Genomic DNA, 16,062 nt, shown 5'->3' with positions numbered 1-16,062 from the left:
ATGGAAACGGGTCGAGATAGCAGGCGAATTCGCGATAGTTCATCGGTCAGTCTGACATGTCGGGTGGCAGGCCATGGGGTACGGCGATCACGCCGGGTGGGCCGGCCGTACCGGGAATTCCCGGTGCTCCGGGCACTCCGGACAGTCCAAGGGCTCCGGGCGCTCCGGGTGCTCCTGGTGCCCCCGGTGAGAAGGCATCGGACATGGCGCGGAACGTCGGGCACGGCCAGCGCCACATGCAGCTGCGGCAGCGCAGGATCGGATTGGCGGTGTCGCTCGTGATCCCGCCCGCGTCCCTCGGCTGATGGAGATCGAGCAGCCGGATGCCGAGCTCGGCCAGGCACAGCAGATCTTCGCGGGCCGTGGCGAGGAAGTCGAGGTCCCCGCCCGTCAGCTTCGCGCTGATCGGGACGTACCCCTCCCGGTTGATCAGCGAGCGCAGCGGATCTGCGGTTTCGCGCCACGACGACGCCTTGGCACTGCGGACCTGTACGTTCTCCAGCCGCTCACGCAACGACCGCCGCTGGGGGTCTTCTGGTTGTTCAGCGTTCATGATTCTCCGGGCCCACTGTCCTCGGCGCCCGCCCTCCTTCGCGAAGCGATGACCAAGACCAGGAGGTTCCGGGCTTTCCATCCGGCCCTACCGGCGTCGCACACCGTCAAGCTTCGCGCACTCCGCGTTTGCTCGCCCCCGAAATCGGGGACAAAGGGCGGACGACTCTTCGGGGTTTCCGGCGGAGCGTGACCCGAGGCCGGTACGGCGCTAGTGTGCGCCTCGTGGAGCTCAAAGTCGCGACCCGATCTCAGGCAGGCCAGGCCGTCATGGCCATCTACGGCGAAATCGACCTATACACCGCTCCTCGGCTGCAGGCCGAGTTCACCCGCGTGCTGGAGGCCGGGCCGGACCGAGTGGTCATCGACATGTCCGGGGTGGAGTTCTGCGACTCCACCGGCATGAACGTCCTCCTGTCCGCGCTCAAACGCCTGCGCGAGCGTGGCGGTACGCTGGAGGTCGCCGCGCCCCGGCCTGCCGTACGGAAGATCCTGCAGGTCACCGGCCTGGACTCGGTGTTCACCGTGCATGAGGCCGTGCCGGCCGACATGCTCACGGCCGATCAGCAGGGCTGACCGCATGGGTGATGTAGTGGTACCTGAGCAGGACACCGCCGTCGTGATCCCGGCCAAGGACGAGGCCGACCGGATCGGCGGCACGGTGACCGCCGCCCTGAAGCTGCCCGGTGTGGATCTCGTGGTGGTCGTCGACGACGGCTCGTCCGACGAGACCGGCCGGGTGGCCAGGGCGGCGGGCGCCCGGGTCGTACGGCACAGCCGTAACCGCGGCAAGGCCGCCGCGATGGAGACGGGCGCGGAGGCCGTACGGCTCCTCGACGAGGGTGGCGAGGTCGCGCGGCATCTGCTGTTCCTCGACGCGGATCTGGGCGAGACCGCGCAGGCCGCGGCGGCGCTGATCACGCCGGTGCGGGCCGGCGAGGCGGACATGACCATCGCGACGTTCGCGACCCGCGTCAAGCTGGGCGGGCACGGCATCGTCGTACGGCTCGCCCGCGAGGGGATCAAGCGGCTGACCGGCTGGACGCCGTCCCAACCGCTCAACGGGCAGCGCTGCCTGACCCGGGCGGCCTTCGAGGCGGCCCGTCCGCTCGCCCACGGTTTCGGTGTCGAGACCGGCATGACCATCGATCTGCTGCGCAAGAGCTTCCGAGTGATCGAGGTCGAGGTCGAGATGGCCCACCGGGCGACCGGCAACGACCTGCGGGGGCAGCTCCACCGGGCCAGGCAGCTCCGCGATGTCGGCCGGGCTCTCGCCGCCCGTGAGCTCCCCTCGTTCCTCCCCTGACACCCCGCCACCCCGACTTCCACCCCTCCGCCGTGATCTTGCGTTTTCTCGCACACATGCCCTCCGACCAGCGAATCCTCCGTTCGTGATCTTGCAGAATCTCGCATGGACATCGCCCGACCTGCACCGATGGCTTTTGTGATCTTGCACTTGCCCGACAATGCAAGATCACGAATGACGTCCGCCCAGGTCATGGCCACACCGTGCGAGAAACTGCAAGATCACGGAGTGTGACCGCTCAGGTCGCGGCCGTACCATGCGAGAATTCGCAAGATCACGGTGGAGGGGTGGTGGCCGGGATGGCTGGGGTGGCGGGTCTCCGGAGCCTCCGGAGCCTCCGGGTCGTCCGGGCCGTGGGTCTCGTGGCGATCTCGCTGTCGATCCTCGCCACGATCACCATCGGCGTCCTCGGCCCGTCGGCCATGGTGCCGGAACTCGCCGACGGCCACGGAAACCCCGCGCCGGAGCACGCGTACGGCTCCGGCAACCCCGGGCCGACGCTCGCGGGTGGCACTGGAAGCATCGGTCTGAGTGCGGTGGGCCGGCAGCCGCCGTACTCGCTCGACCTGTCCCCCGACGGCCACCTCGTCATCGGGATCGCCGCGGCCGCCATCGTCCTCGGCGCGATCGGCCTCGCCGCCGGTCTGTTCGCCGTACGGCTGATGCCCTCGGCCCGTCGTCTCCTGATCGCCGGGTGTCTGGCCGCCGGCGTGCTGGCCTTCCTGCCGCCCTCGGGCTCCTCCGATCACCTCAACTACGCGGCGTACGGCAGGATCGCCGTGCTCGGGCACGACCCGTACGTGACCGTGCCCGCCGATCTGCCGGCCGACCCGGTGGCCCGCGCGGTCGAGGAGTGGCGCAAAACGCCCAGCGTCTACGGCCCGGTGGCGACGGCCGTACAGACCCTGGCGAGCCACGTCGGCGGCGACTCGGTCCGGCTGACGGTGTTCGTCCTGGCCGTCGTCAACTCGGCCGCCTTCATCGTCACCGCACTCCTGCTCCACCGCCTCACCAGGGGCGATCCGGTCCGGCAGCGCCGGGCCGCCCTCCTCTGGACGGTCAATCCGCTGCTCGTCTATCACCTGGTGGCCGGCATGCACCTCGACACGCTGGCGATCGCGCCCGCCGTGGCGGGCATGCTCGCGCTGGCGGCCATGAGGCGTGCGCCCGACCGCCCGGCCCTCGCCGTACCGCTGGGGGTGGCGCTCGGCACGGGCATCGCCGTGAAGGTCACGACCGGACTCGTCGCCCTCGGCCCGGCCTGGGAGCTGCGGCGACGCCCGGCGAGGCCGGCCCTCGTCGCGGGGTCGGCGCTGGCCACCGTGCTGGCCTGCTACTGGGCGGCCGGACCGCATGCGCTCGACCAGGTGCGCAACGCGAGCAAGACGGTGTCGCTCGCCACCCCGTGGAAGCTCGTCAAGCAGGCGCTGCAGGCCGTCTTCGGTCCGGGGGCGTACCATCTGTGGATCCAGGTCGGCTCACTGCTCCTGCTGGCCGCGCTCGCGGTCGTCCTGTTCCGGCGCTTCGGCCGCACCGGCGATCCAGCGGCAGGCCCAATGATCTCCCTGGTCGCCGTCGTGGCCTGGCTGTTCGCCACGCCGTACGCACTGCCCTGGTACGACGGGCTGGCCTTCGCGCTGCTCGCGCTGGTCTCCGCCTCGTGGCTGGACGCGTTCGTGGTGACGCGGCTGGCCGTGCTGTCGCTCGGCTACCTCCCGGCACGCCAGCGGAATCAGCCTCCCGACCTCGGCTGGCTGGTCGACGTGGTCAGGGCGCAGGTGGTGCCGGCGATCCTGGCCGTGCTGACGATCGGTCTGCTGGCCCTGGCGGCGGTGACGGCTCGGCGGCGGTGGCGAGCCGAAGCGCCCGGACGGACGCGGCCAGCGTGAGCGGCACGGCCACGGTCAGGGCCATCGCCGGGATCGCGATCCCCGAGTCGTTGATCAAAAATCCCACCAGGGCCGCGGTCAGCGCGCCGAGCAGCCCGGCCCGCAGCTCCGGCGCCCTGCCGTACGCATGACTGAGCGCGGAGGCGCCCCACCGGGACGGCCGTGACAGCACCAGGAACAGGAAAGCGAGCGCGACCAGCGAGAGCAGCGTCAGCGGCAGATTGCCCAGCGTGTTCAGCATCGCACCCAGCTTGCGCCCGATGACCGACCCGCCCTCGCCGTCGATCACCTGCTGCACGAACGCGCCGAGGTGGGTACGCCGGTCGGCGGGCCGCGACCAGTCCGCGACCGCGATCAGCCCGATCAGCGCGGCACCGGCCAGCCCGACGACGGCGAGCCTGACGACCGACACGCGCCGTCCGGTGAGCAGCAGCAGGAACACCGCCAGCCCGACGACGAACGACGGCACCCCGCCGAAGTCGGCACCCCAGCCGGGCCAGCCGTCCGCGAAGATCGCCAGCAGGCCGTACGCCAGGCACACTGCGACGGCGATCCACCTGCGGTGCCGGAGCAGATGCGCGACCCCGGCGAGCATGAGGATCGTGCCGGTCGAGAAGACGGCGTACGCCATGTTGCCGAAGCCGTAGAATCTGCCGCCGGTCACGGGCTCGTAGCCGCTCACCGCGTTCACCTGGAGCCGCGACCCGGTCATGACGTCGACGAGCAGGGCCAGCGAGCTCACCCCGGCGACCACGGTGAGCGGTCCGAGGACGTGCCCCCGCCACGGTCCGGCGAACGCGAGCCCGGCGATCAGGCCGGCCACGGCCAGGATCGTGCCGATCAGCGCGGACATGGGGTGGGCGAAACTCCACCACGGCACGAGTTGGGCGAGGAACGCCGAGATCGGCAGCGCGCCGCTGACCACCGCCACCACCCGGACGGAGGCGGGCATCCGATGGCGCCTGCGGACCACCACGGCGGCCAGGCCGTAGAAGAGCAGTTGTACGGCGACGAGCGCGATGAAGAACGGCTCGCGCACCTGCCTGAGCACCTGACCGGCCAGATCGGCGTCGGCGAGACCGGCCACCGCCTCGCCCGTGTCGGCGTGGGCGTCGCCGTCGCCGCGCCACGGCTTGCCGACCACCTCCTTCGGCGTTTCGAGGCCGAGCGCGCGCAGGACGGTCGCGGTCAGGTCGGTGATCGTGACCATCGCGTCCTGGCGGGTGGAGGCCGCGGTCAGCCACCCCCGCCCGTACGGCTCCGGGCCGGCGTCGCCGACGGCGACGGCGACGTGGAGGTGGGCGGTGGCGGCGGTGTCCGACAGGCCGGCGACGAGCACGGTCGCGTCGGGGGCGGCGCGGGAGAGCACCTCCCCGATCGTCCGGTCAGCGGCGGCGGCCGCGTTCCGCCGTACGTCGGGCGGGAGATCGGCTCCCCCGCGTGCCAGCCATTCCGCGGCGATCTGGCCCGCCTCGGCGAAGACCGCGACGTACGGACTGAGGTCCGCCAACTCGGCCGCGGTCGCCGCATATGTCTGGACTTTTCCGCTTTCGTCGGCGGCACCGAGCGCGGCACCCGGGCCGATCGCCGCGATCTTCCCTCCGGCAGCCGTGATCGTCTGCCCGAGAAGTCCGATGCGTGCCTTGTAGGGGCTCGATTTCTGGTGGGCGACGAGACCGGCCCAGTCCGGGATGACGGCAGAGCCGGACCCGTCAGCGGTCACGACAGGCGCCGGGGCCGCGGCGCAGTCCCCACCGGATGCCCGGTGTTCCGCCAAGAGCGGAGGAGCCCCGGCGCGCTGCCCCGCCGAGACGGTCAGCCATCCGGCGACCGGGCAATTGATCGAACGGCCCTGCGGCGGGATGGTCCTGGCCGACAGCGAGGCCAGACTCCCCTTGGCCGCCAGGCCCCACAGGTTGGGAGTACGCGCCGGGTCCAGGTCGTCCCACCGGAGACCGGGCACCCCGATCACCACGACCTGGCCCTTCACCTGCGCGTCGGCCTGGGACGGGAGACCCACGGCGACGAGGCAGGCCAGCAGCGCCGTCAGCAGCGTCAGCACCCGCCGCCCCACGCCACCGGCTCGTACCCACAGGCCAAGGCTCGTGGTCTCCACACTCGGCACTGTTCGGGCTCCTCGGCTCTGATGCGAAACGACAGGGACGGGGAACCCCACGGTAGCCTCCATTTCCATGACGACCGGCCGGACGATCAGGAGACCCGTGTGGGCGTGGGCGCTCGCCCTCGTCGCCATCGTCCTGGCCGCGACCCCCCTGGTCGCCCACTGGCTGACCAACCCAGAAGACCAGCGGCTGGTGGACCTGGACGTCTACCGTACGGGCGGATCGGCGATCCTGCGCGGGCTTCCCCTCTACGACGTGATCACGCCGGCGCCGCAGCTGCTGCCGTTCACCTACCCGCCTGTCGGGGCCATGCTGGCGGTGCCGCTCGCGGTGATCTCCTGGCCGGCCGCCCAGTGGGCGTGGACGATAGCGATCTTCGTCGTGCTCGCCCTCACGGTCCGGCTCGCCTTCCGCCCGCTCTTCGACGGCGTCCGTACGGCGGCCTCGGCCGTACGGGCTCGGACCGGCCTCGCGGGCGGGGGCGCGGCGGCCGTACCGCTGCTTCTCGCCCTGCTGACCGTCGCGTGCACCTATCTGATGCCGATCAGGGACCAGGTGCGGTTCGGCCAGGTGGATCTCTTCCTCGTGGCGCTGTGCCTGCTCGACTGCGTGGCCCGTCGGCCGCGCTGGCCGCGCTGGCCGCGCGGGATGCTGATCGGCCTGGCGACGGCGGTGAAGCTCACCCCGGGAGTCTTCCTGATCTACCTCGCGATCACCGGGTTCACCCGCCGGGACGGCGATCCCGAGCAGCGCCGGGCGTTCTTCATGGCGGTGTTCACGGCGGCCCTGCTCACGCTGCTGCCGTTCCTGGTGATCCCGCAGGACGCGTGGGACTTCTGGCTCGGCGCGCTGCTCGACTCCGAGCGTCTGGGCGCCAACGCCGCGACGACCAACCAGTCGCTGCGCGGCATGCTGCTCAGGCTCTATCTGCCCGGCCCGCTGACCCAGGTGATCTGGCTCGCCGCCGTCGCCGTGATCGGTTGGTACGGCTTCCGCCACGCCCGCCGGGCCTTCCGGGACGGCGACGGGCTGACCGGGGTGGCGCTGACCGGGCTGATGGCCGTACTGCTGTCGCCGGTCGCGTGGATCCACCATCTGGCCTGGGTGACGGTGGTGCTCGCCGCGCTGGCCGGGACGGGCCGCGACCGGACGCGGCTGTCGGTCGCCGGCGGGGTGTGGCTCTACTACGTGCTGCCCATCCCCTGGTGGGGCGTGTCGCTCAAGGCGATGGAGATCCCGGTGTTCAGCCCGGTCGTCGGGAAGATCGTGCAGAACGCCTTCGGCCTGGGCGCCATCGCCCTCGTCTGGCTGCTCGGCTCCTGGCTCCCCCGGCACACCTCCCGCCGTGATCTTGCAAGTTCCGGCAGTGAGCCGTCCATCGCCCGTTAATACGTATTCCTGCCGATGCGCGGGCGGGCGGAGGACTTTACCGTCGAGGGCGCCGACGACCCGCCGAGGTGAGCCATGCGCGTGCCGAGCGTGTTCCTGCCCGTTCTCCTGTCCACCGTCCTGACGACGTCCGCCATCACCGTCACCGCCACGGCCGCCGAGGCCGCGGCCAAACCACCACCACCCGCCGCCGTCGACGTCGTCTACCAGCGGGCCCACTTCGGCCCCGGCGAGCGCGAGGGCGTGCGGGCGGGCAACACCCTGTCCTTCGCCGCCCCCGCGGGCACGATCTCCTACACCGACGCGCTGGGCACGAAGAGCTGGGAGTACGCCCGGTGGACCGGCCGTGAGCGGCCGATCGGGTTCGCCGCCGACGAGCTGGTGGCCTCCTGGACCGCCGACGTGCCCGCCGGAAGCTGGCTGCAGGTCGAGATGCGCGGCCGCCACGCGGCCGGGCAGACGAAGTGGTACGTGCTCGGCCGCTGGGCGTACGGCGACGAGGACATCCGCCGCACATCCTTGCCGGGGCAGCGCGACGCCGACGGCACGGTCTCCGTCGACACGTTCGTGGCCGCGACGGGCAAGGAGATCACCGCGTACCAACTGCGCGTCACGTTGTACCGCACGCCGGGCTCTTCCGTACGGCCGGTCGTGCGCACGCTCGGCGCGATGGCGTCCGCCGTCCCCGAGCGGGCGACCGTCCCGGTGAGCCCCGGCGGCATCGCCTGGGGCGTCGAGCTGCCCGTGCCCCGGCGCTCGCAGAACGTCCACGAGGGCCACTACCCCGAGTGGGACGGCGGAGGAGAGGCGTGGTGCAGCCCGACCTCGACCACCATGGTCCTCGGCTACTGGGGCAGGTGGCCCAGCAGGCAGGACACCTCCTGGGTGGACCCCTCCGATCCCGACCCCGAGGTCGACTACGCCGCTCGACACACCTACGACTACGCCTACGAGGGGGCGGGCAACTGGCCGTTCAACACGGCCTACGCGGGACGGTACGGGCTGGAGGGATTCGTCACCCGGCTCCGCTCGCTGACCGAGATGGAGCGGCTGGTCCGGGCCGGCATCCCCGTCGTGACCTCCCAGTCGTTCAAGGCGGAGGAGCTGCCCGGCGCAGGGTACGGCACCAACGGCCATCTCATGGTCATCATCGGCTTCACCGCCACCGGCGACGTGATCGCCAACGACCCGGCCTCACCGGACAACGAAGCCGTGCGCCGCGTCTACCCCCGGGCGAACTTCGAGAACGTCTGGCTGCGCAGCACCGGCAGTGGCGGGATCGTGTACGTCATCCACCCGAAGGGGCACCCACTGCTGCCCACCACGCCGGGGCTACCGGCCAACTGGTGACCGGCGGCGGCGAGAACGTCGGAACTCTCGGTGCAGCTCGGCCACGTCGGGCCTCGCGGCGAACGTCCACCGGTCGAGCGGCACGTGATCAGCGGCGCCGGGGAGTGACGAGGCCGGATTCGTAGGCGAACACCACGAGCTGGGCGCGGTCGCGGGCGCCCAGCTTGGTCATCGCCCTGCTGACGTGCGTCTTGGCGGTGGTCGGGCTGATCACCATGTGGGCGGCGATCTCGTCGTTGGACAGGCCGCGGGCCACCAGCGCGGTGACCTCGCGCTCGCGGTTGGTCAGCACGTCGGCCCCCCTGAACGCGGGGTCAGGGCGGCGGGCGACGTACTCGCCGATCAGGCGGCGGGTGATCGCGGGAGACAGCAGCGCGTCGCCGCGGGCCGCGACCCTGACTCCCTGCAGCAGGTCGACGGGCTCGGTGTCCTTGAGCATGAAGCCGCAGGCGCCGGCGCGGAGCGCGTTGAAGACGTATTCGTCGAGGCCGTAGTTGGTGAGGATCACGACGTGGACGCCGCTCAGCCGCTCGTCGGCGGCGATCAGCCTGGTCGCCTCGATGCCGTCCATCACCGGCATCTGGATGTCGATGAGTGCGACATCGGGCCGGTGCTCGCGGGCGAGCGCGACGCCCTGTTCACCGTTCGCGGCCTCGGCCACCACCTCGATGTCGTCCTCGATCTCCAACAGGGCACGGAAGCCGCCGCGGATGAGCGCCTGGTCGTCCACGAGCAGCACACGGATCATGATGCTTCTCCAAAGTCGTGTTTCAAAAGTCATGTCCTGATACGCGTGGCCCAGATGGCGCCTCGCCGCGTTCTCGCCCCGCCCGCGAAAGTTCCTCGCAGGCTCGGGACTTCCGCGGGGTCCGGGAAGATCACCCATAGCTCCGGCTATGGGTTCCCTCTCGGCCTTTCGATGCATCCATCTGGATCCTCGCTCACGACGGACAGCACTTCTTCAACACTCCCAAGGGGCAGCTCGGCGCGCACGGTGAACCCGCCCCCGTGGCGGGGCTCGGCCCGCAGCCGGCCGCCGAGCGCCGTGACGCGCTCGCGCATGCCGAGCAGTCCCGTACCGGGCACGGGCGGCCTGTCCGGGTCGGCCGTGCCGTCGTCGTCGACCTGCACGATCAGTTTCTCGTCCGCGTAGTCGATGCGGACTGTGGCGGCCGCCCCGCCGGCGTGCCTGGAGACGTTGGTGAGCGACTCCTGGACGATCCGGTAGGCGGCCCGGTCCACCTCGGCGGGCAGCTCCCGCCGAGTGCCGGAGATCGTCACGGCGGCCCGCAGCCCGGTCGAGCGGGCCCGCTCCACCAGGTCGTCGAGCCGGTCGAGGCCGCTGGCCGCGGGCTCCCCCTCGGATCCGTCGGGGTCGCGCAGCACCTCGAGGGTGGCGCGCAGTTCGCGCAGCGCGTCACTGCCCGCCTCCTGGATGGCCAGCAGCGCGGCGGGCACCTCCTCGCCACGCCTGCGCGCCAGGTGGACGGCCACCCCGGCCTGGACCTTGATGACCGAGATGCTGTGGGTGAGCGAGTCGTGCAGCTCTCTGGCGATGCGCAGCCGCTCCTCCCCCGCACGGCGCCGGGCCATCTCCTCGCGGGTGCGCTCGGCCTCGGCGGCCCGCCGCTCGACCTCCTCCAGGTACGCCTGCCGGTGCCGGGTCACCGTCGCCGCCACCCCGGCCGCCACGAACCAGCCGACCAGCAGTGAGGTGCTCTGCAGGTTCTCGACGACCGCGTCGGCGCCGGGCAGCTTCACCGCCAGGTCCGCGCCGAGGAAGGCCGCGCCCGCCAGCGCGGCGGCCAGCGGATGGCCTGCCCTGACCGCGGCGAACACCGACACCAGCACGGGAAAGGCGGCCGGTGGGCCCGGCTGGATGTGCGCCGTGACCACGATCATGCAGACCGTACTGACCGGCAACGACACCAGGGGCGCCCGCCGCCAGGCGACGAGCGCGAGCGAGCCGACGAGAACGGCCGCCAGATCCACCGCGCCCGCGCGCGGCGTGGCCAACACGATGACCGACAGCAGGATGGCCATCACCGCGGCGAGCAGGCCGTCCTGGGCGAGCGACCGCCGGTCTGTAGGGCTCATTCGTGTAGGTTACGGTCCCTTTCCCCCGGAGGTCGTCCGCGGTACGTCGTAATAAATCCCTACTCCCCGCGGAGTAGTCGGGCCGGTGCCGCTTCCCCGGGTACCACGCTGAGGAGTCTTCCCGGGCATGATGACCTGCGGCCTGCCCGAACAGCACGATGTCCGGCATGCACACGATCCGAGTCAAAAGTGATTCCCGCCATGTGAGCACGGAGGTCGCCCGGCCGGGGCTCACCCTCGCCGCTGTGGCCGTCGTGCAGTTCATGGTGTCGCTGGACCTGTCGGTCGTGAACGTCGGACTCCCGCAGATCGCCACCGGCCTCGGCTTCAGCGCGGTGGGCCTGACCTGGGTGATCCACGCCTACGCGCTCACCTTCGGTGGACTGCTCCTGCTGGGTGGCAAGGTCGCCGACTCCTACGGCCGCAAGCGGGTCCTGCTGCTCGGGCTCGGTGTCTTCGGCCTCGCCTCGCTCGCCGGCGGCTTCGCCCAGGAAAGCGGCCATCTGGTCGCCGCGCGCGCGGCGCAGGGTGTCGGGGCCGCCGCGCTGGCTCCGGCCGCGCTGGCGCTGCTGACCGCGGCGTTCCCCGGGGGCAGGGCCCGCATCCGGGCCTTCGGCGCATGGAGCGCGATGAACGCCGCCGGCGCCGCCCTCGGCGTCCTGATCGGCGGCCTGCTCACCGAGTACGCCGGCTGGCGCTGGGTGATGTTCGTGAACGTCCCGATGGCCGTGTGCGCGCTGGCCCTGGCCTGGCGGATCGCCCCCGGCCCTGCCCCGGTTCGCGGCGGCCGTCCGGACGTCCTCGGCGCCGTCCTGGCCACAGCGGGCATGACCCTGCTGGTGTTCGGCGTCGTACGCACCGACCGGTACGCGTGGACCTCCCCGGTCACGGTGGCCACCCTGGCGGTGGCCGCCGCGCTACTGGCCGCGTTCGTCCATGTCGAGCGGACCACCACGCGCGAGCCGCTGATCCGGCTCGGCCTGTTCGCCAACCGCTCGGTCGCCGGCGCGAACGCCTACACCCTCCTGGTCGGGGCGGTCCTGGCCTCGGCGTTCTACTTCCTTTCCCTCTATCTGCAACGTGTGCTCGGGGCCGGGCCGGCGCTGACCGGCATCGAGTTCCTGCCGCTCGCCCTCGGCGTGGTCGTCGGCTCCGTGCTCGCCGTCAAACTCGGCTACCGTCTCGCGCCGCGGACCCTCATGGTCATCGGCGGACTGCTGACCGCGGCGGGCTGCGCCTGGTTCGGCCTGATCAGCCCGGACGGCGCTTTCCTCACCGACGTCCTGGGGCCCTCGATCGTCGCCAGCATCGGCTTCGGGCTCTGCCTCGGACCGGTCGTCTCCACCGCCACCGCCGGTGTCGCGCTCCACGAGGCCGGCACCGCCTCGGGTCTGCTCAACAGTTCACGCCAGATCGGCGCCTCGCTCGGGCTGGCCGCCCTCGGCACCGCCGCGCACGACCGCACCGGCCAGGTCGCCACTCCCGAGGCCCTCAACGCCGGGTACGCGCTCGGCCTGACGCTCGGCGCCGTACTCCTGGTCGCCGCCGTCCTCGTGGCCCTGATCGTCCTGCCGCGGACCGGTCCGCCGTCCCCGGGGGCCGAGCGGAGCGATGTCCGCGATTCGCTCCCCGCGGGGGTCGACCGGTGAGCCGCCTCGACGTGGCACCGGATGCCGACTCCGCCTTCGGACAGAGCGTGGCAGGACTGCTGCGCCCCTATCTCTGGGGATTCGCCGCTGTCGTGATCCTGCAGATCATCGGCGCCGTCGCGGGACTGGTGCCGCTGCTGGCGGTCGTCGAGCTGGGTCGTGCCCTGCTGTCGCCCGGCCCGATCGACCACGGCCGGGTCTGGATCGTCGTGATCGCGGGCGCGTCCGGCCTGTTCGTACGACTGCTGTTCACCGGGGCCTCGTCCGCGATCGGGCATCTTCTCGACGGACGGGTGCAGCTGTCGTTCCGCCGGCGACTGGCCGCGCGGCTGGGGCGCGTCCCGATCGGCTGGCTGTCCCGACGCACCACCGGCGAGCTGGCCAAAATCGCGGGGGACGACGTGAGTGCCGTGCACCCCTTCATCGCCCACATTCCCGGCGAGCTCGTCTCCGCCTTCGTGGTGCCGCTGGTGTCGCTGATCTACCTGTTCACCGTCGACTGGCGGCTCACGCTGATCACGCTGATACCGGTGGCGCTGGCGGTGGCGCTGGTCCCCCTGGTGATGACCCCGGCTCGGCTGCGCGAGCAGAAGGAGTTCGACAACGCCATGGGACGGATCTCGAGTTCGGTCGTCGAGTTCGTCCAGGGCATCGCCGTGGTCAAGGCGTTCGGCGGGTCGGGGCGTGCGCACCGCAAATTCCGCACGGCCGTGGACGATTTCGTCGGCAGCTTCTACCGGATGGTGCGCGGCGTCGCCGGGATCGCCGCGGGGATGCAGCTGGCGCTGTCCCCGCCGTTCGTGCTGCTGACCGTGCTGATCGGTGGTGCGGCTCTGCTCGGCACCGGCGGCATGACCCCCGCAGACCTGCTGCCCTTCCTGCTGCTGGGACTGGGACTGACCGCTCCGGTGGCGGCTCTCATCGGCCACGGCTTCGACGATGCGCAGGCCGCCCGGCGCGCGGTGGGGCGGATCCGGGACGTGCTCGCGGTGCGGTCGCTCCCGGAGCCCGCGCACCCGGTCACACCACGGGGGCACCGGGTGGAGCTGCGCGGCGTCCGATTCGGTTACCAGAGCGTGCGGCGCGAGGAACACGAGCTCGCTCGCCCTCCCGAGTTCGCCGGCGAGCGCCGCAGGCACCGGCAGCACGACACCGCCGATCACGAGGTGCTGCGCGGGATCGACCTGGTGCTCGAGCCCGGTACGGTCACCGCGGTCGTGGGGCCGTCCGGAAGCGGGAAGTCCACGCTGGTCCGGTTGCTGCCCAGGTTCTTCGACCCCACCCACGGCTCGATCACCCTCGGCGGTGTCGATCTACGGGAGATCGACAGCCGGGAGCTCTACCGCCTGGTCTCCTTCGTCTTCCAGGACGTCCGTCTGCTGCGCGCATCGGTGGCGGACAACATCGCGCTGGCCGTACCGCACGCCGACCATGACGATGTGGTCCGCGCCGCCCGGCTGGCCGATGTTCACGATCGGATCCTCGATCTGCCACGCGGATACGAAACGGTGCTCGGTGCGGACGCCCGGCTGTCGGGCGGCGAGGCACAGCGGATCTCGATCGCCCGCGCGCTGCTCGCCGACGCGCCCGTTCTGGTGCTCGACGAGGCGACCGCCTTCGCCGACCCCCGGACGGAACAGGCGGTGCGCCGGGCCCTGACGACGCTGGCCGTCGATCGCACGATCCTGGTCATCGCCCACCGTCTGGAGACGATCGCCGACGCCGACAGCGTCGTGCTGCTGGAGAACGGGTCGATCGTCGAGCGCGGCAGGCCCGCCGAGCTGCTGGCGCGGAACGGAAGGTTCGCCGCTTTCTGGCGATCCAACCGATCGGCGGCCGCCGGCGAGATCGAGACCCGTGGCGGCCTACCGCGAGGAGACGAACCCTGATGATCCGAATGCTGCTGCGCGTGCTCGGAGACGAGTACGCCCCACCGGTCCGCCGCACGGTGGCCCTGATGACGGCGACCGCGGTGGTCGAGGGACTGTCCTACACCCTGCTGGTTCCGGTGCTGCGGGCGCTGTTCGCAAGCACGCCGGCGGACGCCATGCCCTGGCTGATCGCGTTCGGGGCCGCGGTCGCGGTCTACGCCGCGCTGCGCTACATCAGCGATCTGTCCGGTTTCCGCGCCGGGACCACGCTGCTGCACGGCATGTATCACCGCCTCGGCGATCACCTGGCCCGGCTGCCCATCGGCTGGTACGGCGCGGGCCGCGTCGGAGAGGTGTCCGTCCTGGCCGGCCAGGGCGTGCTGCAGGCGATGAGCGTGATCGCGCATCTGCTGGCGCCGTACATATCCGCCTGCGTCACGCCGCTGACGATCGTCGCCGTGATGCTCGTCTTCAACTGGCAGATGGGGCTGGCCGCGTTGGTCGCCGTACCGGTCGTGGCGGCGATCCAGGTCTGGACGGGACGCTCGATGGCCGCCGCCGACGCCGAACGCGCAGAACGCGACCACGAGGCCGCCGGGCGCGTCATCGAGTATCTCCAGGCGCAGCCCGTGCTGCGCGCCGGCGGCCGGACCGCAGAACGCTTCCGGCTGCTCGACGACTCGCTGCGTGAGCTCCAGCGCGCGTCCCACCGCTCCATGCTGTCGGCGCTGCCCGGCGTGCTCGGCCTGACGCTCACGGTGCAGACGATGTTCACCGCGCTGCTGGCGCTGGGCGCCTATCTCGCGCTCGGCGGGGACATCGGCGCGGCGGAGGTTCTGGCGATCCTGGTGCTGGCCGCCCGCTGCGCCGACCCGCTGCTGTCGCTGTCGGACATCGGCGGCCGGCTGCGCGGCGCCCGTGCCGAGCTGGTGAGACTCGACACGGTGTTGCGCACCGAGCCGCTGCCGGAGGCCCGCCGGCCGATCCGGCCGGAACGCCATGACCTGGAATTCGACTCCGTATCCTTCCGGCACGGCGACCGCACGGTGATCGACGGCGTGTCGTTGTCCGTGCCGCGGGGACGGCGGCTCGCCGTCGTCGGGCCGTCGGGTGCGGGGAAGAGCACATTGCTGCAGTTGACGGCACGGTTCTACGACGTGGACGCGGGCGCCGTACGCGTGGGCGGCGTGGACGTGCGCGACATCGACCCCGAGGTGCTGATGGCACAGTTCGCCATCGTCTTCCAAGAGGTCTATCTCTTCGAGGGCACGATCGAGGAGAACGTACGGCTCGGCCGTCCCGACGCGAGCGAGGCCGAGGTGCGGGCGGCGGCGGCCGCCGCGCGGTTGGACGAGGTGATCGAACGACTGCCCGGCGGCTGGACGACGAACGTCGGCGAGGGCGGCGCGCTGCTGTCAGGTGGTGAGCGCCAGCGTGTCTCGATCGCGCGGGCACTGCTGAAGAACGCGCCCATCGTGCTGCTGGACGAGGTGACCTCCGCGCTGGACCCGGTCAACGAGGCGGCCGTCCACGAGGGCATAGAGCGTCTGATGGCGGGCCGGACGGTGGTCATGGTCGCGCATCGCCTGCGCACCGTCCGACGCGCCGATCGCGTCGTCTTTCTGGACGGCGGCCGGATCGTGGAGGAAGGCGGCCACGACGAGCTGCTGCGCCGAGGTGGCCGCTACGCCGACTTCTGGTCGGTGGTGCCGACATCGCTCGCGGGTGACACCGCGGCGGGTTGAAGCGTTCTCGGCCTGGCGACGTGCCCCAGCGCCTCGTACGGCTTATGCGACTTGTACGGCTTGTGCGGGTTTGCGGCTTATGGGGATTGTG

At 71.6% G+C, this 16,062-nt stretch carries 11 protein-coding genes and 1 pseudogene; 8 read left to right on the top strand and 4 right to left on the bottom strand.

Features of this window, described 5'->3' with window-relative positions:
• Positions 1-46: 46 nt before the first annotated feature.
• Complete coding sequence (locus tag AP234_RS18345; protein WP_152990485.1) at positions 47-553, bottom strand: hypothetical protein; 507 nt, start codon at positions 551-553, stop codon at positions 47-49.
• 224 nt (positions 554-777) lie between these two features.
• Here AP234_RS18345 and AP234_RS18340 point away from each other — a divergent pair, with 224 nt between their 5' ends.
• From AP234_RS18340 to mptB, 3 genes and pseudogenes are all read left to right on the top strand, one after another.
• Positions 778-1,128 carry an STAS domain-containing protein gene (locus AP234_RS18340; RefSeq protein ID WP_083502238.1) on the top strand — a complete coding sequence of 117 codons (351 nt, stop codon included), beginning with the start codon at positions 778-780 and terminating at the stop codon, positions 1,126-1,128.
• A 4-nt stretch (positions 1,129-1,132) separates the two neighbouring features.
• Complete coding sequence (locus tag AP234_RS18335; protein ID WP_055480894.1) at positions 1,133-1,858, top strand: glycosyltransferase; 726 nt, start codon at positions 1,133-1,135, stop codon at positions 1,856-1,858.
• A 299-nt stretch (positions 1,859-2,157) separates the two neighbouring features.
• A pseudogene (gene mptB / locus AP234_RS35100) lies at positions 2,158-3,441 on the top strand (polyprenol phosphomannose-dependent alpha 1,6 mannosyltransferase MptB); the annotation flags it as partial.
• A 184-nt stretch (positions 3,442-3,625) separates the two neighbouring features.
• On the opposite strand, the gene AP234_RS39580 reads toward mptB, so the two are convergent.
• Positions 3,626-5,872 (bottom strand): hypothetical protein, encoded by a 2,247-nt coding sequence (locus tag AP234_RS39580; RefSeq protein WP_431998778.1) that lies wholly within the window; start codon positions 5,870-5,872, stop codon positions 3,626-3,628.
• A gap of 67 nt (positions 5,873-5,939) precedes the next feature.
• Here AP234_RS39580 and AP234_RS18320 point away from each other — a divergent pair, with 67 nt between their 5' ends.
• Positions 5,940-7,259, top strand: a complete 1,320-nt coding sequence (locus AP234_RS18320; RefSeq protein WP_055480891.1) for a glycosyltransferase 87 family protein — start codon at positions 5,940-5,942, stop codon at positions 7,257-7,259.
• A gap of 75 nt (positions 7,260-7,334) precedes the next feature.
• Complete coding sequence (locus tag AP234_RS18315) at positions 7,335-8,609, top strand: C39 family peptidase (RefSeq protein ID WP_152990484.1); 1,275 nt, start codon at positions 7,335-7,337, stop codon at positions 8,607-8,609.
• Between the two features lie 88 nt (positions 8,610-8,697).
• Here AP234_RS18315 and AP234_RS18310 read toward each other — a convergent pair whose 3' ends face one another.
• Positions 8,698-9,357: a response regulator gene (locus AP234_RS18310; RefSeq protein WP_055480890.1), complete on the bottom strand. Its 660-nt coding sequence runs from the start codon at positions 9,355-9,357 to the stop codon at positions 8,698-8,700.
• 146 nt (positions 9,358-9,503) lie between these two features.
• The gene (locus tag AP234_RS18305; RefSeq protein ID WP_083502214.1) at positions 9,504-10,706 is read right to left on the bottom strand and encodes a sensor histidine kinase; all 1,203 of its coding nucleotides are present in this window, start codon (positions 10,704-10,706) and stop codon (positions 9,504-9,506) included.
• Between the two features lie 167 nt (positions 10,707-10,873).
• On the opposite strand from AP234_RS18305, the gene AP234_RS18300 reads away from it, so the two are divergent.
• From AP234_RS18300 to AP234_RS18290, 3 genes are read left to right on the top strand one after another with little or no spacing between them, the layout of a single operon-like run.
• Positions 10,874-12,355, top strand: coding sequence for an MFS transporter (locus AP234_RS18300; protein WP_055481046.1), 1,482 nt, complete (start codon positions 10,874-10,876; stop codon positions 12,353-12,355).
• Positions 12,352-14,244 (top strand): ABC transporter ATP-binding protein, encoded by a 1,893-nt coding sequence (locus tag AP234_RS18295; protein ID WP_055480889.1) that lies wholly within the window; start codon positions 12,352-12,354, stop codon positions 14,242-14,244. The genes AP234_RS18300 and AP234_RS18295 overlap by 4 nt, the downstream gene beginning before the upstream one ends.
• Positions 14,244-15,971 (top strand): ABC transporter ATP-binding protein, encoded by a 1,728-nt coding sequence (locus AP234_RS18290; protein WP_055480888.1) that lies wholly within the window; start codon positions 14,244-14,246, stop codon positions 15,969-15,971. Before AP234_RS18295 ends, AP234_RS18290 begins: the two co-directional genes overlap by 1 nt.
• Positions 15,972-16,062 lie beyond the last annotated feature (91 nt).

This window comes from Sphaerimonospora mesophila, assembly GCF_001417795.1.
Classification (GTDB): domain Bacteria; phylum Actinomycetota; class Actinomycetes; order Streptosporangiales; family Streptosporangiaceae; genus Sphaerimonospora; species Sphaerimonospora mesophila.
This window is presented reverse-complemented; position numbering and strand designations above follow the sequence as displayed.

Excerpts from the sequence above, each read along its gene's own strand:
- AP234_RS18315 (WP_152990484.1), top strand. The coding sequence starts at position 7,335 with ATGCGCGTGCCGAGCGTGTTCCTGCCCGTTCTCCTGTCCACCGTCCTG.
- AP234_RS18290 (WP_055480888.1), top strand. The coding sequence starts at position 14,244 with ATGATCCGAATGCTGCTGCGCGTGCTCGGAGACGAGTACGCCCCACCG.
- AP234_RS18345 (WP_152990485.1), bottom strand. The coding sequence starts at position 553 with ATGAACGCTGAACAACCAGAAGACCCCCAGCGGCGGTCGTTGCGTGAG.
- AP234_RS18335 (WP_055480894.1), top strand. The coding sequence starts at position 1,133 with ATGGGTGATGTAGTGGTACCTGAGCAGGACACCGCCGTCGTGATCCCG.
- AP234_RS18300 (WP_055481046.1), top strand. The coding sequence starts at position 10,874 with ATGCACACGATCCGAGTCAAAAGTGATTCCCGCCATGTGAGCACGGAG.
- AP234_RS18305 (WP_083502214.1), bottom strand. The coding sequence starts at position 10,706 with ATGAGCCCTACAGACCGGCGGTCGCTCGCCCAGGACGGCCTGCTCGCC.
- AP234_RS18310 (WP_055480890.1), bottom strand. The coding sequence starts at position 9,357 with ATGATCCGTGTGCTGCTCGTGGACGACCAGGCGCTCATCCGCGGCGGC.
- AP234_RS18320 (WP_055480891.1), top strand. The coding sequence starts at position 5,940 with ATGACGACCGGCCGGACGATCAGGAGACCCGTGTGGGCGTGGGCGCTC.